Annotated in this window: 22 protein-coding genes, 1 pseudogene and 1 other annotated feature; of the genes and pseudogenes, 20 read left to right on the top strand and 3 right to left on the bottom strand. The window is 35.1% G+C overall.

From position 1 onward, the window contains the following. Positions 1–188 precede the first annotated feature (188 nt). Positions 189–971 (top strand): aminoglycoside nucleotidyltransferase ANT(9)-Ia, encoded by a 783-nt coding sequence (locus HMPREF2846_RS07590; protein ID WP_000067268.1) that lies wholly within the window; start codon positions 189–191, stop codon positions 969–971. A gap of 125 nt (positions 972–1,096) precedes the next feature. Here HMPREF2846_RS07590 and erm(A) read toward each other — a convergent pair whose 3' ends face one another. Both erm(A) and HMPREF2846_RS14920 read right to left on the bottom strand, forming a co-directional pair. Beyond that, the gene (erm(A), locus tag HMPREF2846_RS07595; RefSeq protein ID WP_001072201.1) at positions 1,097–1,828 is read right to left on the bottom strand and encodes a 23S rRNA (adenine(2058)-N(6))-methyltransferase Erm(A); all 732 of its coding nucleotides are present in this window, start codon (positions 1,826–1,828) and stop codon (positions 1,097–1,099) included. Between the two features lie 57 nt (positions 1,829–1,885). Beyond that, on the bottom strand, positions 1,886–1,945 hold the full coding sequence (locus HMPREF2846_RS14920; protein WP_010959190.1) for an erythromycin resistance leader peptide: 60 nt from the start codon (positions 1,943–1,945) through the stop codon (positions 1,886–1,888). Positions 1,946–2,336: 391 nt separating this feature from the next. Here HMPREF2846_RS14920 and HMPREF2846_RS07600 point away from each other — a divergent pair, with 391 nt between their 5' ends. After that, positions 2,337–2,999, top strand: a complete 663-nt coding sequence (locus HMPREF2846_RS07600; RefSeq protein WP_001092058.1) for a class I SAM-dependent methyltransferase — start codon at positions 2,337–2,339, stop codon at positions 2,997–2,999. 228 nt (positions 3,000–3,227) lie between these two features. Further along, positions 3,228–3,374 (top strand): annotated as a pseudogene (locus tag HMPREF2846_RS13905) (JAB domain-containing protein); the annotation flags it as partial. 55 nt (positions 3,375–3,429) lie between these two features. Here HMPREF2846_RS13905 and HMPREF2846_RS14395 read toward each other — a convergent pair. Beyond that, the gene (locus tag HMPREF2846_RS14395; RefSeq protein WP_002481135.1) at positions 3,430–3,600 is read right to left on the bottom strand and encodes a hypothetical protein; all 171 of its coding nucleotides are present in this window, start codon (positions 3,598–3,600) and stop codon (positions 3,430–3,432) included. Between the two features lie 147 nt (positions 3,601–3,747). Between HMPREF2846_RS14395 and HMPREF2846_RS07605 the strand changes: the two genes are divergently transcribed. From HMPREF2846_RS07605 to HMPREF2846_RS07680, 17 genes are all read left to right on the top strand, one after another. After that, on the top strand, positions 3,748–4,215 hold the full coding sequence (locus tag HMPREF2846_RS07605; RefSeq protein WP_002481134.1) for a DUF4930 family protein: 468 nt from the start codon (positions 3,748–3,750) through the stop codon (positions 4,213–4,215). 94 nt (positions 4,216–4,309) lie between these two features. Further along, a complete protein-coding gene (locus HMPREF2846_RS14725; RefSeq protein WP_002481133.1) occupies positions 4,310–4,435 on the top strand; it encodes a hypothetical protein in 126 nt (41 codons plus the stop codon). 215 nt (positions 4,436–4,650) lie between these two features. After that, positions 4,651–5,490: a rod shape-determining protein MreC gene (gene mreC / locus HMPREF2846_RS07610; protein WP_002481132.1), complete on the top strand. Its 840-nt coding sequence runs from the start codon at positions 4,651–4,653 to the stop codon at positions 5,488–5,490. Continuing rightward, entirely contained in the window at positions 5,490–6,011 is a 522-nt protein-coding gene (gene mreD / locus HMPREF2846_RS07615) for a rod shape-determining protein MreD (protein WP_070626366.1), read from the top strand. The genes mreC and mreD overlap by 1 nt, the downstream gene beginning before the upstream one ends. Before the next feature lie 32 nt (positions 6,012–6,043). Beyond that, positions 6,044–6,120 (top strand) — a sequence feature (ribosomal protein L21 leader region). Positions 6,121–6,132: 12 nt separating this feature from the next. After that, positions 6,133–6,441 carry a 50S ribosomal protein L21 gene (rplU, locus tag HMPREF2846_RS07620; RefSeq protein WP_002481130.1) on the top strand — a complete coding sequence of 103 codons (309 nt, stop codon included), beginning with the start codon at positions 6,133–6,135 and terminating at the stop codon, positions 6,439–6,441. A 2-nt stretch (positions 6,442–6,443) separates the two neighbouring features. Then, a complete protein-coding gene (locus HMPREF2846_RS07625) occupies positions 6,444–6,764 on the top strand; it encodes a ribosomal-processing cysteine protease Prp (protein ID WP_070626367.1) in 321 nt (106 codons plus the stop codon). Positions 6,765–6,775: 11 nt separating this feature from the next. Further along, positions 6,776–7,060: a 50S ribosomal protein L27 gene (gene rpmA / locus HMPREF2846_RS07630; protein WP_002481128.1), complete on the top strand. Its 285-nt coding sequence runs from the start codon at positions 6,776–6,778 to the stop codon at positions 7,058–7,060. A 131-nt stretch (positions 7,061–7,191) separates the two neighbouring features. Then, complete coding sequence (gene obgE / locus HMPREF2846_RS07635) at positions 7,192–8,484, top strand: GTPase ObgE (RefSeq protein ID WP_070626368.1); 1,293 nt, start codon at positions 7,192–7,194, stop codon at positions 8,482–8,484. 10 nt (positions 8,485–8,494) lie between these two features. After that, the gene (locus HMPREF2846_RS07640; protein ID WP_002481126.1) at positions 8,495–8,950 is read left to right on the top strand and encodes an ACT domain-containing protein; all 456 of its coding nucleotides are present in this window, start codon (positions 8,495–8,497) and stop codon (positions 8,948–8,950) included. A gap of 12 nt (positions 8,951–8,962) precedes the next feature. Continuing rightward, positions 8,963–9,568: a Holliday junction branch migration protein RuvA gene (gene ruvA, locus HMPREF2846_RS07645; protein ID WP_002481125.1), complete on the top strand. Its 606-nt coding sequence runs from the start codon at positions 8,963–8,965 to the stop codon at positions 9,566–9,568. 25 nt (positions 9,569–9,593) lie between these two features. Beyond that, the gene (ruvB, locus tag HMPREF2846_RS07650; protein ID WP_023016070.1) at positions 9,594–10,610 is read left to right on the top strand and encodes a Holliday junction branch migration DNA helicase RuvB; all 1,017 of its coding nucleotides are present in this window, start codon (positions 9,594–9,596) and stop codon (positions 10,608–10,610) included. Beyond that, positions 10,600–11,625, top strand: coding sequence for a tRNA preQ1(34) S-adenosylmethionine ribosyltransferase-isomerase QueA (queA, locus tag HMPREF2846_RS07655; protein WP_060804783.1), 1,026 nt, complete (start codon positions 10,600–10,602; stop codon positions 11,623–11,625). The genes ruvB and queA overlap by 11 nt, the downstream gene beginning before the upstream one ends. Before the next feature lie 18 nt (positions 11,626–11,643). Further along, complete coding sequence (tgt, locus tag HMPREF2846_RS07660; RefSeq protein WP_070626369.1) at positions 11,644–12,783, top strand: tRNA guanosine(34) transglycosylase Tgt; 1,140 nt, start codon at positions 11,644–11,646, stop codon at positions 12,781–12,783. A 17-nt stretch (positions 12,784–12,800) separates the two neighbouring features. Continuing rightward, entirely contained in the window at positions 12,801–13,061 is a 261-nt protein-coding gene (gene yajC, locus HMPREF2846_RS07665; RefSeq protein ID WP_002481121.1) for a preprotein translocase subunit YajC, read from the top strand. Between the two features lie 432 nt (positions 13,062–13,493). Further along, complete coding sequence (secDF, locus tag HMPREF2846_RS07670; protein ID WP_002481120.1) at positions 13,494–15,770, top strand: protein translocase subunit SecDF; 2,277 nt, start codon at positions 13,494–13,496, stop codon at positions 15,768–15,770. A gap of 137 nt (positions 15,771–15,907) precedes the next feature. After that, on the top strand, positions 15,908–18,181 hold the full coding sequence (gene recJ / locus HMPREF2846_RS07675) for a single-stranded-DNA-specific exonuclease RecJ (protein ID WP_070626370.1): 2,274 nt from the start codon (positions 15,908–15,910) through the stop codon (positions 18,179–18,181). Between the two features lie 18 nt (positions 18,182–18,199). Next, a complete protein-coding gene (locus HMPREF2846_RS07680) occupies positions 18,200–18,718 on the top strand; it encodes an adenine phosphoribosyltransferase (protein WP_023016066.1) in 519 nt (172 codons plus the stop codon). The last annotated feature ends 270 nt before the right edge of the window (positions 18,719–18,988 follow it).

The following is an 18,988-nucleotide window of genomic DNA, read 5'->3' on the forward strand; positions in this document are numbered from 1 at the left end:
TTCAAAAATTATATGGAGATCTGTATAATAAAGAATAATTATTAATCTGTAGACAAATTGTGAAAGGATGTACTTAAACGCTAACGGTCAGCTTTATTGAACAGTAATTTAAGTATATGTCCAATCTAGGGTAAGTAAATTGAGTATCAATATAAACTTTATATGAACATAATCAACGAGGTGAAATCATGAGCAATTTGATTAACGGAAAAATACCAAATCAAGCGATTCAAACATTAAAAATCGTAAAAGATTTATTTGGAAGTTCAATAGTTGGAGTATATCTATTTGGTTCAGCAGTAAATGGTGGTTTACGCATTAACAGCGATGTAGATGTTCTAGTCGTCGTGAATCATAGTTTACCTCAATTAACTCGAAAAAAACTAACAGAAAGACTAATGACTATATCAGGAAAGATTGGAAATACGGATTCTGTTAGACCACTTGAAGTTACGGTTATAAATAGGAGTGAAGTTGTCCCTTGGCAATATCCTCCAAAAAGAGAATTTATATACGGTGAGTGGCTCAGGGGTGAATTTGAGAATGGACAAATTCAGGAACCAAGCTATGATCCTGATTTGGCTATTGTTTTAGCACAAGCAAGAAAGAATAGTATTTCTCTATTTGGTCCTGATTCTTCAAGTATACTTGTCTCCGTACCTTTGACAGATATTCGAAGAGCAATTAAGGATTCTTTGCCAGAACTAATTGAGGGGATAAAAGGTGATGAGCGTAATGTAATTTTAACCCTAGCTCGAATGTGGCAAACAGTGACTACTGGTGAAATTACCTCGAAAGATGTCGCTGCAGAATGGGCTATACCTCTTTTACCTAAAGAGCATGTAACTTTACTGGATATAGCTAGAAAAGGCTATCGGGGAGAGTGTGATGATAAGTGGGAAGGACTATATTCAAAGGTGAAAGCACTCGTTAAGTATATGAAAAATTCTATAGAAACTTCTCTCAATTAGGCTAATTTTATTGCAATAACAGGTGCTTACTTTTAAAACTACTGATTTATTGATAAATATTGAACAATTTTTGGGAAGAATAAAGCGTCCTCTTGTGAAATTAGAGAACGCTTTATTACTTTAATTTAGTGAAACAATTTGTAACTATTGAAAATAGAAAGAAATTGTTCCTTCGATAGTTTATTAATATTAGTGACATTTGCATGCTTCAAAGCCTGTCGGAATTGGTTTTTAGTGAAAAGAACACGATATTCACGGTTTACCCACTTATAAACAAAAGATCGATACTTTTTGTAGTCCTTCTTTGAAATCAATGGTTGATGTCGTTCAAGAACAATCAATACAGAGTCTACACTTGGCTTAGGATGAAAATATAGTGGTGGTACTTTTTTGAGCATTTTTATATCCATCTCCACCATTAATAGTAAACCCAAAGCTCGTTGCAGATTTTGCAATCTTTTCGCAAATCCCTTCTCAACGATAAGATAGCTATATTTAGCCTGACTTTCAAAGGTAATTCTTTTGACAATATCCGTACTGATGTTATAAGGAATATTACCATATATCTTATAGTTTATATGTTTTGGGAAGGAAAATTTTAGAATATCCGTTTGAATCACTTTTATATTCTCAGAGGGGTTTACCGCTTCTTTAGTCACTTGACATAAGCCTCCATCAATTTCTATAGCAGTAACTGATCGACTCATTTTGACTAGCTCTTTGGTAAAATGTCCTTTTCCTGATCCGATTTCTATTACGTTGTCTTGTTTACTGATATTCGTGTGATTCAATATTTCTTTTACATGCTTTTTAGAAGTAATAAAATTTTGCGTGTCTTTAGGGTTTTTCTGGTTCATTATAACCTTCTCCTTACTGGTTATAATGAACTGACATTAAGCGTTCATTATAACCAATTAATTTTGATTTGGTTGATAACGAACTTTATTAATAACAAATATAGAAAAAGTACCCATACTTTTATCTCCTTTCCATTTTTTTCATTATGAATGAGATAAAGTAATTTCTACTACTGCGATACTGGTGCACATAATTGAAACCTCCTTATGTAACTGAATATGATTGTATCATCTTTTCATTTTAGAATAAACCTTTATATGTAATTTTGCACTTGACACTTCAGATGGACGTTTTCTTCAAAATAATATGTTTTGAAACTTGATAAGAGAAGCCACTGTCTTTACTAAAAAGTAAAGGCTGCGATAAAGGACAGTGACTTTAATAAAGTTGCACTGTTGTATTGTCTTTGGATAAAATTGTCTAAAGGGAAGTTTTATCCCCAACGAAAAAACATCTAAAGTGGTAAGTAATGAAAGAATGTCGATAAAGTAGGAATGGGGGATCTTTTTGAATACAATAGAATCACAGTTTGATAAGGTTGCAGAAGATTACGATTTCGTGAATGAGCTTTTGAATGATTATTCATTCTTTGTGTCTAATATGTCTCCAAAGAAAGGCAGAGCATTAGATATCGGATGTGGCTCGGGTTTGTTAGTGGAGAAATTAGCAAGTTATTATGATGAAGTGGTAGGGATTGATATTTCTAATCAAATGCTCGATCTTGCCAAATCTAAACGTCAACTAACAAATACGGTCTATCTGAATATGAATGCAGAACAACTTAATTTTAATGAGAAGTTTGATTTTATTGTAAGCCGAACAACCTTTCATCATTTGGATGATATAGCCAGCGTAATACAGCAAATGAAGGAACTGTTGAATGAGGAAGGAAGAATAGTTATTCTTGATAATGTATCTGAAGTCGAGACACCGCCTACCTATGTTTATAAATTAGGGGCAATCCAAGAGTTTTTACCGCATTGTTTCAAATTTGGAATAAAAAATGCGATTAGAATTTATAATCACAACACATCTAAATCATGGCTTGAGCATTTAGCTTCAGATAAGTACCTATCTGAACAAAATTATTACGATTTATATGAAAAGTTGTTGCCTGGATGCCAATTCCATAAAATGGGTTGGGCAATGGGGGTTGTCTGGACAAAATAACTTAAAGCTGTGGCTTTGAAAAGTTGAATTTGTGATTGTTTTCAGAGCTATCGGGTGCTTTAGTATAAATAACAATGAATAAAAAATCAGCCTGTATCTTATGTTACTATTAAGTAATTTAAGATACAGGTTTTACTATTTTTGAAATAAGTACCTTCCACTTCAAATACATGTATTCAAAGTGAAAGTATTGATTTAAATGATTCTTTTGTAATTTACTCTTGATAAGATGTAACACCTTCAAAAGAAGATATTCATACAACAAAACGATTGCAAGAGTGTGGCAGAGTGCTTGGCATTGAATTGCTTGATCATATAATTATTGGAGATGCGAAGTATTTGAGTTTGGTTGAAGCGGGGTATTTTGATGATTAAAAAACCGATAACACGACATGAAGGTGTTATCGGAATATAGTAAATATGCTTTGATTTAAAATGGATGCATTTGAAAATAGTTCAGAATCCACATAATCCCTTGATAAGCTAAATAAATAATTAAAGCGAAAATCGCAATTTTTATGATAAAACGTAGTAATGAAACACCTACTCTGAAGAGTAGACCAATCAATAATACGAGTAAAATAATTGTTAAAATTGACATGGCTGCAACTCCTTTACATATAGTGTAACTGAAATGTATTGTGGATGCATCGGTCTTGGGATTTAAATCAAGTGTCGTTCTCTAGTCTGATGAAAATTCTCGTAAAAAAGCGTACAATGAAATCATTAAGAATGGGACGGTGTGAGGATGCGTTTTCTATTTAACATCATTAAAAATATTATAGCAGTCGGATGCATCATTGTAATTGTCTTTTTTGCGTTGAAATATGCACCGTTTTTAAAAGAACAAGAATGGAATCCAATCAGCAATAAAACTACCTATTCATCTTATCAAGGCGGTAATGTACCAATTGAAGATTTCAAACCTGGCCAACGTTATGTTGTAGAAAAAAATGATATTTTGAATAATATGCCCGCAAGTCAGACTAAGAACATCTTTAACATGTTGAATAAAGAAGAGTTTATGGATGTCAGCGGATTAAGCAGAATGGGCTATAATGAAAATTATTTAATTGGGCAACGTGGCAATCAGTTTATCATGTACAAATTCGGTTCTGATGAATTACGTATTTACGCAACGGAAATTGAACTGCATCAAGACTTACAAGCGATGCAGCAAAATATACAAATGCACCCTGTAGCTTATTTTAAATAAATCGAGTTGTTTCTATAGTGCATTATCTTGAAAATAATACAGTCTTACGTTACCCTTGTGTTGAATCATTGATAGAGAGGTTTGGTGTTCTTTAATGAGTAAACAAACAAATGGAAAAAACGCTGCTGAACAATCAAAAGCGCAAAAGCTGTTTGAGAACTGGAGAAAAGAAGAAACCCTGTATAAAGAAGATGAAAAAGAAGACAGCAACAAGAAATAATGATTCAGACTTAGACAGTGTATATGAACATTTACAGCTGATTTTTAATTAAAATAAAATGAAGATGTTTTTTGGGCATCAGCCGATTTCAAATGAATTGCTGATGCTCTTTTTTTAAGTATTTTTTGCCAGGTACAGTTGGCACTTTAACTAAGGTGTATAATAATATAAAATATAGTGAGATATGAAAAATTGAGTTAATAGAGGTGTTCAGGTTGTCCAAGTTTTTTAAAAATAACAAATTGATTGTTATTTTCTGTTCCCTGATTCTATTTATATCGTTAATAGGGTTATCGATCAGATCACATCACCAATCGCCTGTGGAACAATATGTCGGTGATACCGTGTCCGTTCCTCAACGCGTATTATCTTATCCATTACATATAGTAACAGGTTCAATTGACGGTTTATTCAATGGAAAAACATCAAAAGAGGATAAAAATAAAATCAAACAATTAGAGGCAGAAAATGAGAGATTGAAAGCGGAAAATGAAGGTTTTCGTAAAGAATTAGATATTAAAGACATCTCTAAATACGAACCTCTCAGCGCAACAGTAATTGCTAGAAATCCAGACCAATGGATGAATAAAGCGATTATTGATAAAGGGAAAAAAGCCGGAATCAAACAAAACCAAGCTGTTATTACAGCTGAAGGGTTAGTCGGCAGAGTTGTCAAAGTCAATCAGTTTTCTGCTCAAGTAGATTTGCTTTCAACTTCATCTCGTAATGGTAAACTTTCAGTTAATATTCAACATGATTCTAAAAAAATCTTCGGGTTGATTAACCATTATGATAGAAAAACAAATGAATTAGTTATCAGTGATATTGATAATAAGGATAAAATCGCAAAAGGCGATAAAGTTGTGACAAGTGGTTTAGCGAATCAAATACCAAGCAACTTATATATCGGTGAAGTTACTAAAGTAGAAAATGATCAATATGGGCTTTCAAAAGAAGTGAGAGTAAAAACAGCGGCAGATTTAAGTGACTTAGATCATGTTTATGTTGCACAACGCGATCCGAAAACACTTCCTGATGAAAGCGGTGATGAATAATGCGTGCGTTTTACTATTTTTTAATTGGGGCTGTATTGTTCTATCTTGATTCATTAATCGCTTTAGTGATACCGATGCAAATCGGTGGAAGAGGGATTATCTTCGTACCGCATTTATTGCTGATGTATTTGTTGATTATTACCATCTATAAAAAACCAAGTATCGCAGTTGTACTTGCGATAATTTTCGGATTAACTACTGATTTTTATTATGGAACAATCTATGGTTTAAATACATTTGGTTATTTATTATTTGTGATTTTGATGGATTTCTTTTTCAAAGTATACTATCGAGATCATACGATGGTATTCATTGGTGTTTGGCTGTTTACAATCATCTTTGAAATTTACCAAGCATTAATTTATGGTTTGTTAGGATTAATTAAATTTAATATTTTGGACTTTTTATTATTCCGATTATTACCAACCGCTTTCGTAAATTTACTGTTATTGGTGATTGTTTTTAGCTTGATTAAAAAATTAATCAAAAAATTAGATTTGCCAATTGACAGGAAAGCCTAGGGATGGTAAGCTTTAGCAGTTGAGTAGTTTATAGCTACATACAACCGCTCAAATATAGGTTTAAGTATACCAAGTGTATCACCTATATATGGCGTGACTTATTTTATAGGAGGTGCAAAGTATGTTTGCTATTATCGAAACAGGCGGTAAACAAATTAAAGTAGAAAAAGGTCAAGAAATTTACGTTGAAAAATTAGATGTAAACGAAGGTGACACTTTCACTTTTGACAAAGTTTTATTTGTAGGTGGAGACGCAGTCAAAGTTGGTGCGCCAACAGTTGAAGGTGCGACAGTAACAGCTACAGTAAACAAACAAGGTCGCGGTAAAAAAATCACTGTATTTACTTACAAACGTCGTAAAGACTATAAACGTAAAAAAGGCCATCGTCAACCATACACTAAATTAACAATCGACGCAATCAACGCTTAATCATGATTAAGATAGACGTTTCGTTTAATGAAGAGGGTCAAGTAACAGATGTCATCATGGATGGTCATGCTGAACATGGCGAGTATGGTCATGATATTGTCTGTGCTGGCACTTCAGCGGTTTTATTCGGAAGTGTCAATGCTATCCTCGGATTAACATCTGAAAGACCTGACATAGATTATGACGATGATGGAGGCTATTTCCATCTCAGAAGTGTAAACGTAAACGATGAACAAGCGCAATTGATTTTGCAAGCAATGCTCGTATCACTTCAAACTATTGAAGACGAGTACCACGATAATATAAAATTAAATTATAAGTGAGGTGTATCCAGATGTTAAAATTAAACTTACAATTCTTCGCATCGAAAAAAGGGGTAAGTTCTACTAAAAACGGACGTGACTCTGAATCTAAACGTCTTGGCGCTAAACGTGCTGACGGACAATTCGTAACAGGTGGATCAATTTTATTCCGTCAACGCGGAACTAAAATCTACCCTGGTGAAAATGTAGGTCGCGGCGGCGATGACACATTATTCGCTAAAATTGACGGCGTTGTTAAATTCGAACGCAAAGGCCGTAACAAAAAACAAGTTTCAGTATACGCTGCAGCTGAGTAATTTTTGTTGACGCAACACCAGAAGTTTAACTTCTGGTGTTTTATTTTTGTCTTTATTTCTAAGCGTACATAAAGAATGATATAATAATCTAGATATTGCATTAGAAAATATATATAAAAGAGGTGAGAAACATGTTTGTCGATCAAGTTAAAATATTATTAAAAGCAGGCGATGGCGGTAACGGTATCACTGCATATAGAAGAGAGAAATATGTTCCTTTCGGAGGCCCGGCAGGCGGAGACGGCGGTCGCGGTGCATCTATAGTTTTTGAAGTAGACGAAGGGTTACGTACATTACTCGATTTCAGATATCAACGTCAATTCAAAGCCAAACGTGGTGAAGGCGGCCAAAGTAGTAACATGCATGGTAGAAATGCGGAAGATTTAGTATTAAGAGTCCCACCAGGCACAATTATTAAAGCAGTTGAAACGGATGAAGTCATCGCTGACCTAGTAGAAAATGGACAACGTGCCGTTGTCGCTAAAGGTGGACGTGGCGGTCGAGGCAACTCTCGATTTGCAACACCAAGAAACCCAGCACCTGATTTCAGTGAAAATGGTGAACCTGGTGAAGAAATTGAAGTCACATTGGAATTAAAATTAATGGCAGATGTTGGCTTAGTCGGTTTCCCAAGTGTGGGTAAATCTACATTGCTTTCAACAGTCTCAAAAGCAAAGCCTAAAATCGGAGCATACCATTTCACAACGATTAAACCAAATTTAGGTGTTGTTTCAACACCTGACGGTCGTAGCTTTGTTATGGCTGATTTACCTGGATTAATTGAAGGTGCTTCAGAGGGTGTTGGTTTAGGACATCAATTCTTACGTCATGTCGAAAGAACTAAAGTCATTGTACATGTGATTGACATGAGTGGATCAGAAGGCAGAGATCCTTATGAAGATTACCAAACTATTAACAATGAATTGAAATCTTACGGTCAACGTTTAGAAGATCGTCCACAAATCATCGTCGCAAATAAAATGGACTTGCCAGACGCGCAAGATAATTTAGAACTCTTTAAGTCTGAAGTTGGTGACGATGTACAGATTATTCCAATTTCTGCTTATACACGAGAAAACCTTGATCAATTACTTTATGCGATTGCTGATAAACTAGAAGAGTATAAAGATGTTGATTTCTCTAAAGAAGATGATGAAGCATTAGGTGTGAACCGTGTATTATACAAACACACACCATCACAAGATGCATTCACAATTACACGTGATGATGATGCAGCATTTGTGGTCAGCGGTAAAGCAATTGAAAGAATGTTCCATATGACTGATTTCAATAGTGACCCGGCAGTTAGACGTTTTGCGCGTCAAATGCGTTCAATGGGTATTGATGATGCATTAAGAGAACGTGGTGCGAAAAATGGAGATATCGTAAGAATTTTAGGCGGAGAATTTGAATTCGTTGAATAGAGGTGTCTAAGTGAACGATAAACAAGTGAAAAAGTTCTATCTGATACGAGAAGATGTACTTCCAGAGTCTGTCATTAAAACATTGCAAATTAAAGATGCATTAAAAGAAAATCCGCATTTGTCTATTTATGAAGCAGTCAGACAATACGGTTTATCTCGTAGTGCCTTTTACAAGTATAAAGATACTATCTTTCCAATTGATGAAAAGGTAGAAGATACAAGAGAATTCACTATCATTCTTTATGTACATGATAAGGTTGGTATGCTTGCACAAGTTCTTAATACGATTTCTCAAATTCACATGTCTGTTTTAACGATTCATCAAAGTATTCCGATGGAAGATAAAGCAACAATCACATTGTCTTTAAATACTGCAGGCAGTCAGACTTCGATTGAAGATGTGATTTTTGCATTACGAAACATTGAAAATGTTTATAAAGTAGAAATAATCAGTATGTCAATGTAAGGAAGTGACGGCGTGTACGCATATATTAAAGGTCAATTAACACAATTGTTCCCAACGCACGTGGTGGTGGAAACGAATGGTGTCGGTTATGAAATCCAAACACCGAACTCTTATCGTTTTCAATCTTCATTTCAACAAGAAGTAGTAATTTACACGTCTTTAGTTGTTAGAGAAGATGCACAGTTGTTGTATGGTTTTATATCAGAAGAAGAAAAAGAAATGTTTTTAAGCTTGAATAAAGTGACAGGTATTGGTCCAAAATCGGCATTGGCAATTTTAGCTGCAAGTACGCCTAATGAAGTGAAAATCGGTATAGAAAATGAAAATGAAGCGTATTTAACAAAATTCCCAGGTATCGGTAAGAAGACCGCACGTCAAATCATCTTAGATTTAAAAGGTAAAGTTCAAATCACAGATGAAAGTGCAGATACTTTATTACAGCAACCTGATACAACTGTATCCGGCAATTCACCAGTCCTAGAAGAAGCCTTGCTTGCATTAGAAGCATTAGGTTATTCTAAGCGTGAATTGAAAAAAGTTGAAAAGAAATTGAGTACAGAGCAGTTTGAATCTGTGGATGAAGCGGTTAAAGCAGGTTTGAAAATATTAGTTTCTTAAAAATAAGTCAAAAGGAGGGGACACAATGGATGACAGAATGGTAGATCAAACGGTCCATGATGATGAATATTCTTTTGAATTATCATTGAGACCACATTTACTAAGACAATATATCGGTCAAGCATCAATTAAAGCTAATTTAGAAGTCTTTATAAAAGCAGCAAAGATGCGTGAGGAGCCATTAGATCATGTTTTATTATTCGGCCCCCCTGGACTTGGTAAAACAACCTTGTCAAACATCATTGCGAATGAAATGGGTGTAAACATCAGAACAGTCACTGGACCAGCAATAGAACGACCTGGTGATTTAGCAGCAATCCTTTCAGGTTTGCAACCAGGTGACGTTTTGTTTATTGATGAAATTCATCGTTTAAGCAGTGTAGTTGAAGAGGTTTTATATCCTGCAATGGAAGATTTCTATTTAGATATCGTGATCGGCAAAGGAGAAGAAGCGCGCAGTATTCGTATTGATTTGCCTCCATTTACATTAGTAGGTGCAACGACAAGAGCCGGCAGCTTAACGGGCCCTTTACGTGATCGCTTTGGTGTTCATTTACGTTTGGAGTTTTATAATGAGGATGAACTAGAAGATATTATTAAGCGAACTGCAGAAGTACTAGGAACAGAAATTGATGAAGAGAGCGCTGCAGAACTTGCGAAACGTAGTAGAGGTACACCACGTATTGCCAACCGTCTTCTTAAACGCGTTCGAGATTTCCAACAAGTCAATGAAGACGACAAAATATATATTGAAACAACAAAACGTGCATTACAACTTCTACAAGTGGATGATTATGGTTTAGATTACATCGACCATAAAATGATGCGCTGTATTATTAATCAATATAATGGGGGACCTGTCGGTTTAGACACAATCGCTGTTTCTATCGGTGAAGAACGTATTACAATCGAAGATGTTTATGAGCCTTTCTTAATTCAAAAAGGCTTTTTAGAACGCACACCGAGAGGAAGAAAAGCGACACCCCTAGCTTATGAACACTTTGGCACTGAACATGGAAAGAGGGACAATTTTGAATATTGAAGAGTTTGATTATCATTTACCGGAAGAACTAATCGCACAAACGCCGTTAAAAGATAGAGATACAAGTCGTTTATTAGTATTAAATAGAAAGAATGGCGACATTGAACATCGTCATTTTAAAGACATTATTGAATATTTTAATCCAGGTGACACGCTTGTCTTAAACGATACTAAAGTCATGCCTGCGCGCTTATTTGGTTTAAAAGAAGATACAAAAGCTAAAGTAGAAATGTTGATGCTGACACAAATCGAAGGTAATGATTGGGAAGTATTATTGAAGCCTGCGAAACGTATCAAAGTGGGCCAAAAATTATCATTTGGTGAAGGGAAAATCATCGCAGAATGTATTAAGGAATTAGAACAAGGCGGACGCATTATGCGTTTATATTACGAAGGTATTTTACAAGAACGTTTAGATGAATTAGGTGAAATGCCATTACCGCCTTACATCAAAGAACGTTTAGATGATCCAGATCGCTATCAAACAGTCTATGCGAAAGAAACAGGTTCTGCCGCTGCACCAACAGCCGGCTTACACTTTACAGATGAGCTGTTAGAACAATTAAAAGTGAAACAAGTGAACCTTGCATTTGTAACATTGCATGTCGGTTTAGGTACCTTCAGACCTGTCAGCGTTGATAATATAGATGATCATAAAATGCATAGTGAATATTATCAGATGTCTCAAGCTACAGCTGATTTGTTAAATGAAACAAAACAAAAAGGACATCGTATTATTTCAGTTGGTACCACATCAACAAGAACATTAGAAACGATTCGCAGAGACCATGACCAATTTACAGCACAAAGCGGATGGACGGATATCTTTATTTATCCAGGCTTTGAGTTTAAAGCTATTGATGCTTTAATTACGAACTTCCATCTGCCGAAGTCCACACTTGTCATGTTAGTTTCAGCATTCAGTTCAAAACAATATATTTTAAATGCGTACCAAACAGCTGTCGAAATGAAATATCGATTTTTCAGCTTTGGTGATGCAATGTTAATTATTTAAGGGAGTCGTGAAAAAGTTATGCCTGCAGTAACTTATGAACATATCAAAACATGTAAACAATCCGGTGCAAGGTTAGGAATCGTGCATACACCGCACGGTTCATTTGAAACACCTATGTTTATGCCAGTAGGAACACAAGCTACCGTTAAAACTATGAGTCCTGAAGAACTAAAGGAAATTAATGCACAAATCATTTTAGGCAACACATACCATTTATGGTTGCAACCCGGTAATGACATTATTAAACGCGCGGGTGGTTTGCATAAATTTATGAATTGGAACGGCCCAATTCTGACCGATTCAGGTGGTTTCCAAGTATTCAGTTTAAGTAATTTACGTAAAATCACAGAAGAAGGTGTTCATTTCAGACATCATAAAAATGGTTCTAAATTATTCTTGAGTCCTGAGAAAGCGACAGAGATTCAAAATGATTTAGGTTCAGATATTATGATGGCATTTGATGAATGTCCGCCAATGCCTGCTGAATATAAATATGTCAAAGACTCTATCGAAAGAACAACAAGATGGGCAGAGCGTTGTCTGAAAGCACATAAACGACCAGAAGACCAAGCTTTATTCGGAATTATCCAAGGTGGAGAATATAAAGATTTACGTCAGCAAAGCGCTGAAGAATTAGTGAAGTTAGATTTTCCTGGCTATGCGATTGGCGGATTATCTGTGGGTGAACCTAAACCAGTCATGTATGACATGGTTGAATTTACTGAACAATTCATGCCTAAGGATAAACCACGTTATTTAATGGGTGTCGGCTCACCAGATGCTTTAATCGAATGTAGTATTCGTGGTATGGATATGTTTGATTGCGTATTACCAACACGTATAGCACGAAATGGTACATGTATGACTTCTAATGGTCGTGTGGTTATTAAAAATGCAAAATATGCAGACGATTTAAGTCCGCTTGATGAAAATTGTGATTGTTATACATGCCGTAACTATACAAAAGCTTACTTACGTCATTTAATAAAAGCAGAAGAAACTTTTGGTATACGCCTAACTACTTATCATAACTTATATTTTCTGTTAAAATTAATGGAGGATATCAGACAGGCCATTCGGGAGGATCGTCTTTTAGATTTTAAAGAGGAATTCTTTGAACAATATGGATTGAATGAAGAAAATCCTAAAAACTTTTAATTAAAGGAGTAATGTTTGTGAATTTAACCGGTCTTATTTTACCTATTGCATTATTAGCTTTAATGTGGTTCTTCATGATCAGACCACAACAAAAGCGTCAAAAGGAACACCGTGAAATGGTGAACCGTTTGGAATCAGGACAACACGTAACAACAATCGGCGGCATCAAAGGTGTCGTACGTGCAGTTGATGAAACAACAGTTGTCATTTCAGTTAACGACAAAGGCACTCAAATCACATTTGAAAAAGGTGCTGTAAAACAAGTTAATCCAGACTAATTAATGTTAGTATGACATAGTATAGGCAAGCGTAAGCGAATTACCTGTACATAGATTAACCCAATAAACATCCTAAAGCGATCCGATATAGATTGTTTTAGGATGTTTTAATTTTGTTTGAATTACTTTAAATGCATGAAAAGTTGTTTTAAATTAGTGTAGGAGCGTGTATAATTCAATATTGGAATACGATTTTATAAGGTTTTGCATAGTATTAACGTGATTTAATGTTGATTTTAATCAATTGTACACGCTATGCATCACACAAAGTATTGTTCGAATTTTTGAAAGCTGAGTAAGGATGTAGTAAGCTATATAGGTTCATTCAATTGAAGTGCAGTGTAAGAACAAACCGAAACGTTTGGTTTTAGCTTGCAGTTCATTTGAAAAATCAAGTATGCTATTTACATAAGTAAATAATGAGGTGTTCATGTGAAGAAAAACAGTAGAATAATTGCATTCTTGTTACTTGTTGTGTTGCTTTTTGCTGGCATGGCAGCAACTTACAAGAATGTAATTAAAGACGTTCGTTTAGGCTTGGACCTTCAAGGTGGATTTGAGGTACTTTACCAAGTTAATCCATTACAAAAGGGTGATAAGATAGACGATAAGGCTGTTCAAGCCACAGCCAAAACGTTAGAAAACAGGGTCAACGTCTTAGGGGTATCTGAACCTAAGATTACTGTTGAAGATAATAATCGTATTCGAGTACAACTTGCTGGTGTTAAGAACCAAAATGAAGCTCGAGACATTTTATCTTCACAAGCGAATTTAACAATTCGCGACTCAGACGATAACGTTAAATTAACAGGTAAGGATTTAGTTCAAGGTTCTGCAAAACAAGAGTTTAAGCAGAATACCAACCAACCGGCTGTTACTTTCAAATTGAAAGATAGTAAAAAATTCAAGAAAGTCACAGAAGAGATTTCAAAACGTAAAGAAAACGTGATGGTTGTTTGGTTAGACTACGAAAAAGGCGATAGTTACCAAAAAGAAAAAGAGAAAAAAGACCCGAAATATGTTTCAGCAGCGTCAGTTGATCAACCTATCAACTCTGACAGTGTAGAAATTTCTGGTGGATTTAATGGCGAAGAAGGCGTTCAAAAAGCAAAACAAATTGCTGACTTATTGAACTCTGGTTCTTTACCAGTACATCTTAAAGAAATTTACTCTAACTCTGTAGGTGCACAGTTCGGTCAAGATGCATTAGATAAAACAATCTTCGGTTCATTATTAGGTGTCGGAGTCATTTACTTATTTATGGTAGGATTCTACAGATTACCTGGTATTATTGCCGTAATTACATTAACAACATATATCTACTTAACTTTAGTAGCCTTCAACTTCATTCATGGTGTACTTACATTGCCAGGTTTAGCGGCACTGGTACTTGGTGTCGGTATGGCGGTTGATGCGAACATCATCATGTATGAACGGATTAAAGATGAGTTGAGAATCGGACGAACATTGAAACAAGCTTTCCACAAAGCGAATAAAAGTTCCTTTATTACAATTTTAGATGCGAACTTAACAACTGTCTTAGCGGCAGCTGTGTTATTCTTCTTTGGTGAAAGTGCGGTTAAAGGTTTCGCTACGATGTTATTACTCGCAATCTTAATGAGTTTCGTGACAGCAGTATTCTTAACACGTATCTTATTATCATTGTTAGTACAATCAAATTACTTCAAGAAAAGTTTCTGGTTATTTGGTATTAAGAAGAAAGATAGACATGATATCAATGAAGGTATTGATGTGTATCAATTAAAAACACCTTATGATCATTGGAACTTCATGAAACTTGCGAAACCATTATTCTGGTTCAGCGGTATTGTGATTGCTGCTGGTGTAGTGATTCTGTTTATATTTAAATTAAACTTAGGTATCGACTTTACAAGTGGTACACGTGTTGATATGAAAGCAGATCATAAGATTACACAAGAAGACGTTACAAAACAATTAGACAAAGCGCATATGAAGCCTGACCGTATTTCATTATCTGGTAATAACGATAGCGCTTCTGTTCAATTTAAAAATGATTTGAGCAAAGACGAAGTTGCTAAAGTTAAAAATGTGATGAAAAAAGAATTCGGTAATGAACCTACTGTTAACACAGTTTCACCGGTGATTGGTCAAGAAATTGCGAAAAACGCATTACTTTCATTGATTTACGCATCCATCGGTATGATTATATACATTTCATTACGATTCGAATGGCGAATGGGCTTATCATCTATCATCGCATTACTGCATGATGCCTTTATGATTGTTGCGGTATTCAGCTTGTTCAGAATTGAAGTAGATGTAACATTTATCGCAGCAGTTCTAACAATTATCGGTTACTCTATTAACGATACAATCGTTACGTTTGACCGTGTACGTGAGAACTTGCATAAAATCAGGGTGATTACTAAACCAGAACAGATTGACAAAATTGTAAACCGTTCAATCAGACAAACACTGACACGTTCAATCAACACTGTATTAACAGTTGTGATTGTTGTAGTCGCATTATTAATCTTCGGTGCATCAAGTATCTTCAACTTTGCACTTGCATTATTAATTGGTTTAGTTTCTGGTGTATTCTCATCTGTGTTCATCGCTGTACCTTTATGGGGCATGATGAAAAAACAACAACTTAAAAAAGCACCAAATCATAAACTTGTCGTTTATCGTGAAAAACGTAAAAACGAAGATAAAATTCTGGTTTAATAGAACGAGAGTATTAACTCCTGGACTTTTTAGTCTGGGAGTTTTTTATGATGTAAAACGTTATGTTTGGTAGAAGTTGCTTTTTATTTTATGAGTTCTTCTGTATAATGACATGTGGAAAAGAGGGAAGTCGTTATATGATTAAAGCTAAGTATAAATGGGATTTACAATCGAATACATCAGAAATCACATCAGATGACGCTAAAGCATTAAAGCTTACACCTATCGTACAAAAAATATTACAAAGCAAAGGTGTAATAGCGTCTTCTGAAATCAAACAATTACTAGAACCATCTCAAATTCAGCATGACCCTTATGCGTTAAGTGATATGAAGAAAACTATTGAACGTATCAATCAAGCACTTGATAAAAAAGAACGTATTTTAGTTTATGGAGATTATGATGCTGATGGGGTAACATCTACATCTATATTAGTCAGTGCATTAAGAGAACTTGGTGCAGAAGTGGGATGGTACATTCCAAATCGATTTACTGAAGGATACGGACCAAATGAAGCAGCCTTTAGAAATGCAGCGGATGAAGGTATCGATTTGATTATTACAGTTGATAATGGTATCCAAGGTCATCATGAAATGCTAGTGGCTAAAGAATTAGACATAGATGTGATTATTACAGATCACCATGAAATTGGTGAAACGTTACCGGAAGCTTATGCGATTGTGCATCCGATGCATCCAGATTTTGACTATCCATTTAAATACTTAAGCGGTGCAGGGGTCGCATTAAAAATTGCTCAAGCATTACTTGATCATCCTGCACCTGAATTTACAGCTTTGGCAGCCATCGGTACAATTGCTGATTTGGTCTCATTAACAGACGAAAACCGTGCTATTGTACAACAAGGTATAAAAGTTATGAACAATCATCCATCAGCTGCCATCGAAGCGCTGCTAAGTCAAGCAGGGTATAACGACGCGATAAACGAAGAAACGATTGGTTTTATAATAGGACCGCGTTTGAATGCAGTAGGCCGTCTAGATGATGCAAGTTTAGCAGCGGAATTGTTAATGTGTGAAAGTGCGGAAGAAGCGGAATTCTTAGCTGAGCAAGTTGAACATTTTAATCAAGAACGAAAAGATATTGTTCAAGAGATTGCAGACGAAGCACTTGAAATGGCACAAGCGGAAGTAGAAGCTGGAAACCGCTTCTTAATCCTTGCCCAAGAAAATTGGCATGAAGGTGTTCTTGGCATCGTTGCCTCACGAATTGTTGAAACATATGGCTTGCCGACGATCATTCTAAATATTGATACTGCACAAGATTTTGCGAAAGGTTCTGCACGCAGTATTGAACAAGTTTCAATGTATGAGATGCTAGATAAAGAAAGACCATTGATTTCAAAATTCGGTGGGCATCATATGGCAGCGGGAATGACTTTACCAATTGAAAATATAGAAAAGCTTAAAACAGCGTTAAATGCTCATATGGCAGAACTCGCAAAACACGAAGATTTAACACCTAGGAAAAAAGTAGATTTAGTATTAAGCGAATCTGATATTACGGTTAAAAATATTTCAGATATTGAAAAGTTACGACCATTCGGTACAGACTTTACTAGTCCTGTGTTTGAATTAGATGGGATTCAAGTCAAACAATCTAAAGGGATTGGTCAAGAAGGCAAACATTTAAAAATGACACTAGGTGATTCTAAGTTACAAGCCCTTTATTGGCAAAATGGTGCATATGCACACCAACTAGAACCGAACGAGCCCTTAAATTTAATCGGGACCTTACAAATAAATGAATGGAATGGTAATCAATCACCTCAATTCATGGTACAAGATATGGCTTCAGAACAGCTGCAAATTTTAGACTTCAGAGGCAAAGCACGTCAACATGAGATGCATGATAATGCATCGACTGCAGAAATTATCAATGCACAGGCTGAAAAAGCACATGAACATCAATATTTCTATGGAGATATAATTGAACAAGTTTATGACAGATATATCTTTAAAGAATTACCATTGGATTTAGAAACCATGGCACAAACATTAAAGTCAATTCAAGCCAGTCAAATTATTTTAGAGTTGAACCATCAACACTCTATTTATTTTGACGGCATGCCGCAAATGAACCATTTTAAGGCGTGCTATAAAGCCTTATTTATGAAAGATGAAATCAACTTAGAACAAGATGGAATGCAGTTATGCAACTATTTAAAAATCAAACCGCCTTTATTGATATTTATGCTCAAAGTCTTTAATGAATTAGATTTTATTGAGAATAATCATGGTATAATTAAAGTGAATAAAAATGTAGATAAAAAGGACATTACTTCTAGTAAGCTTTATCAAGCAAGACTTAAACGGATAGATGTTGAGAAATTCTTGTTATATGATGACTTTTCAAAGGTGAAACTTTGGATTAAAGAACAGCTAGCTAAGTAATTAGGAGGAAATAAATAAATGGATTTAAAACAATATGTTTCAGAAGTACAAGATTGGCCTAAAGAAGGCGTCAATTTCAAAGATATCACAACGATTATGGATAATGGGGAAGCTTATGGTTATGCGACAGATCAAATCGTTGAATTTGCTAGAGAAAAAGAAGTAGATATCGTTGTAGGTCCTGAAGCACGTGGCTTTATCATCGGTTGTCCTGTAGCGTATTCAATGGGAATCGGATTTGCACCAGTACGTAAAGAAGGCAAACTTCCTAGAGAAGTCATCAAATATGAGTACAACTTGGAATATGGTACTAACGTTTTAACTATGCATAAGGATGCTATTAAACCAGGACAACGCGTCTTAATTACTGATGATTTGCTAGCGACAGGCGGCACGATTGAAGCTACAATCAAACTCGTTGAAGAACTAGGAGGTATTGTAGCTGGTATTGCCTTTATCATCGAATTAAAATATTTACATGGTTATGAAAAGATTAAAGACTACGAAGTATTAAGCTTAATTTCATATGATGAGTAAAATAATGTATCGCTTACTAGTGAAGGGTAAGCGATACATTTATTTATTTGCAAAATTTGTTTTTTTGTTTTTAAAATAAAAGTTAATTCTACAAGGTGAGCTTGTAAACGACACTGACAAGATAATTGCGAAAGTTCACACAATACGTCGAAGTATAGTGGTTCAATTATCTGTCAATGTATAGTAGAATAGATATATTATTTAATATAAATGTAAGTTGTGATAAAAGGAACGAGTTGAAAATAGGCTGGTAACCTATATAACTATTGT

The organism is Staphylococcus sp. HMSC056G08 (assembly GCF_001812305.1).
In the GTDB taxonomy this organism is placed as follows: domain Bacteria; phylum Bacillota; class Bacilli; order Staphylococcales; family Staphylococcaceae; genus Staphylococcus; species Staphylococcus simulans.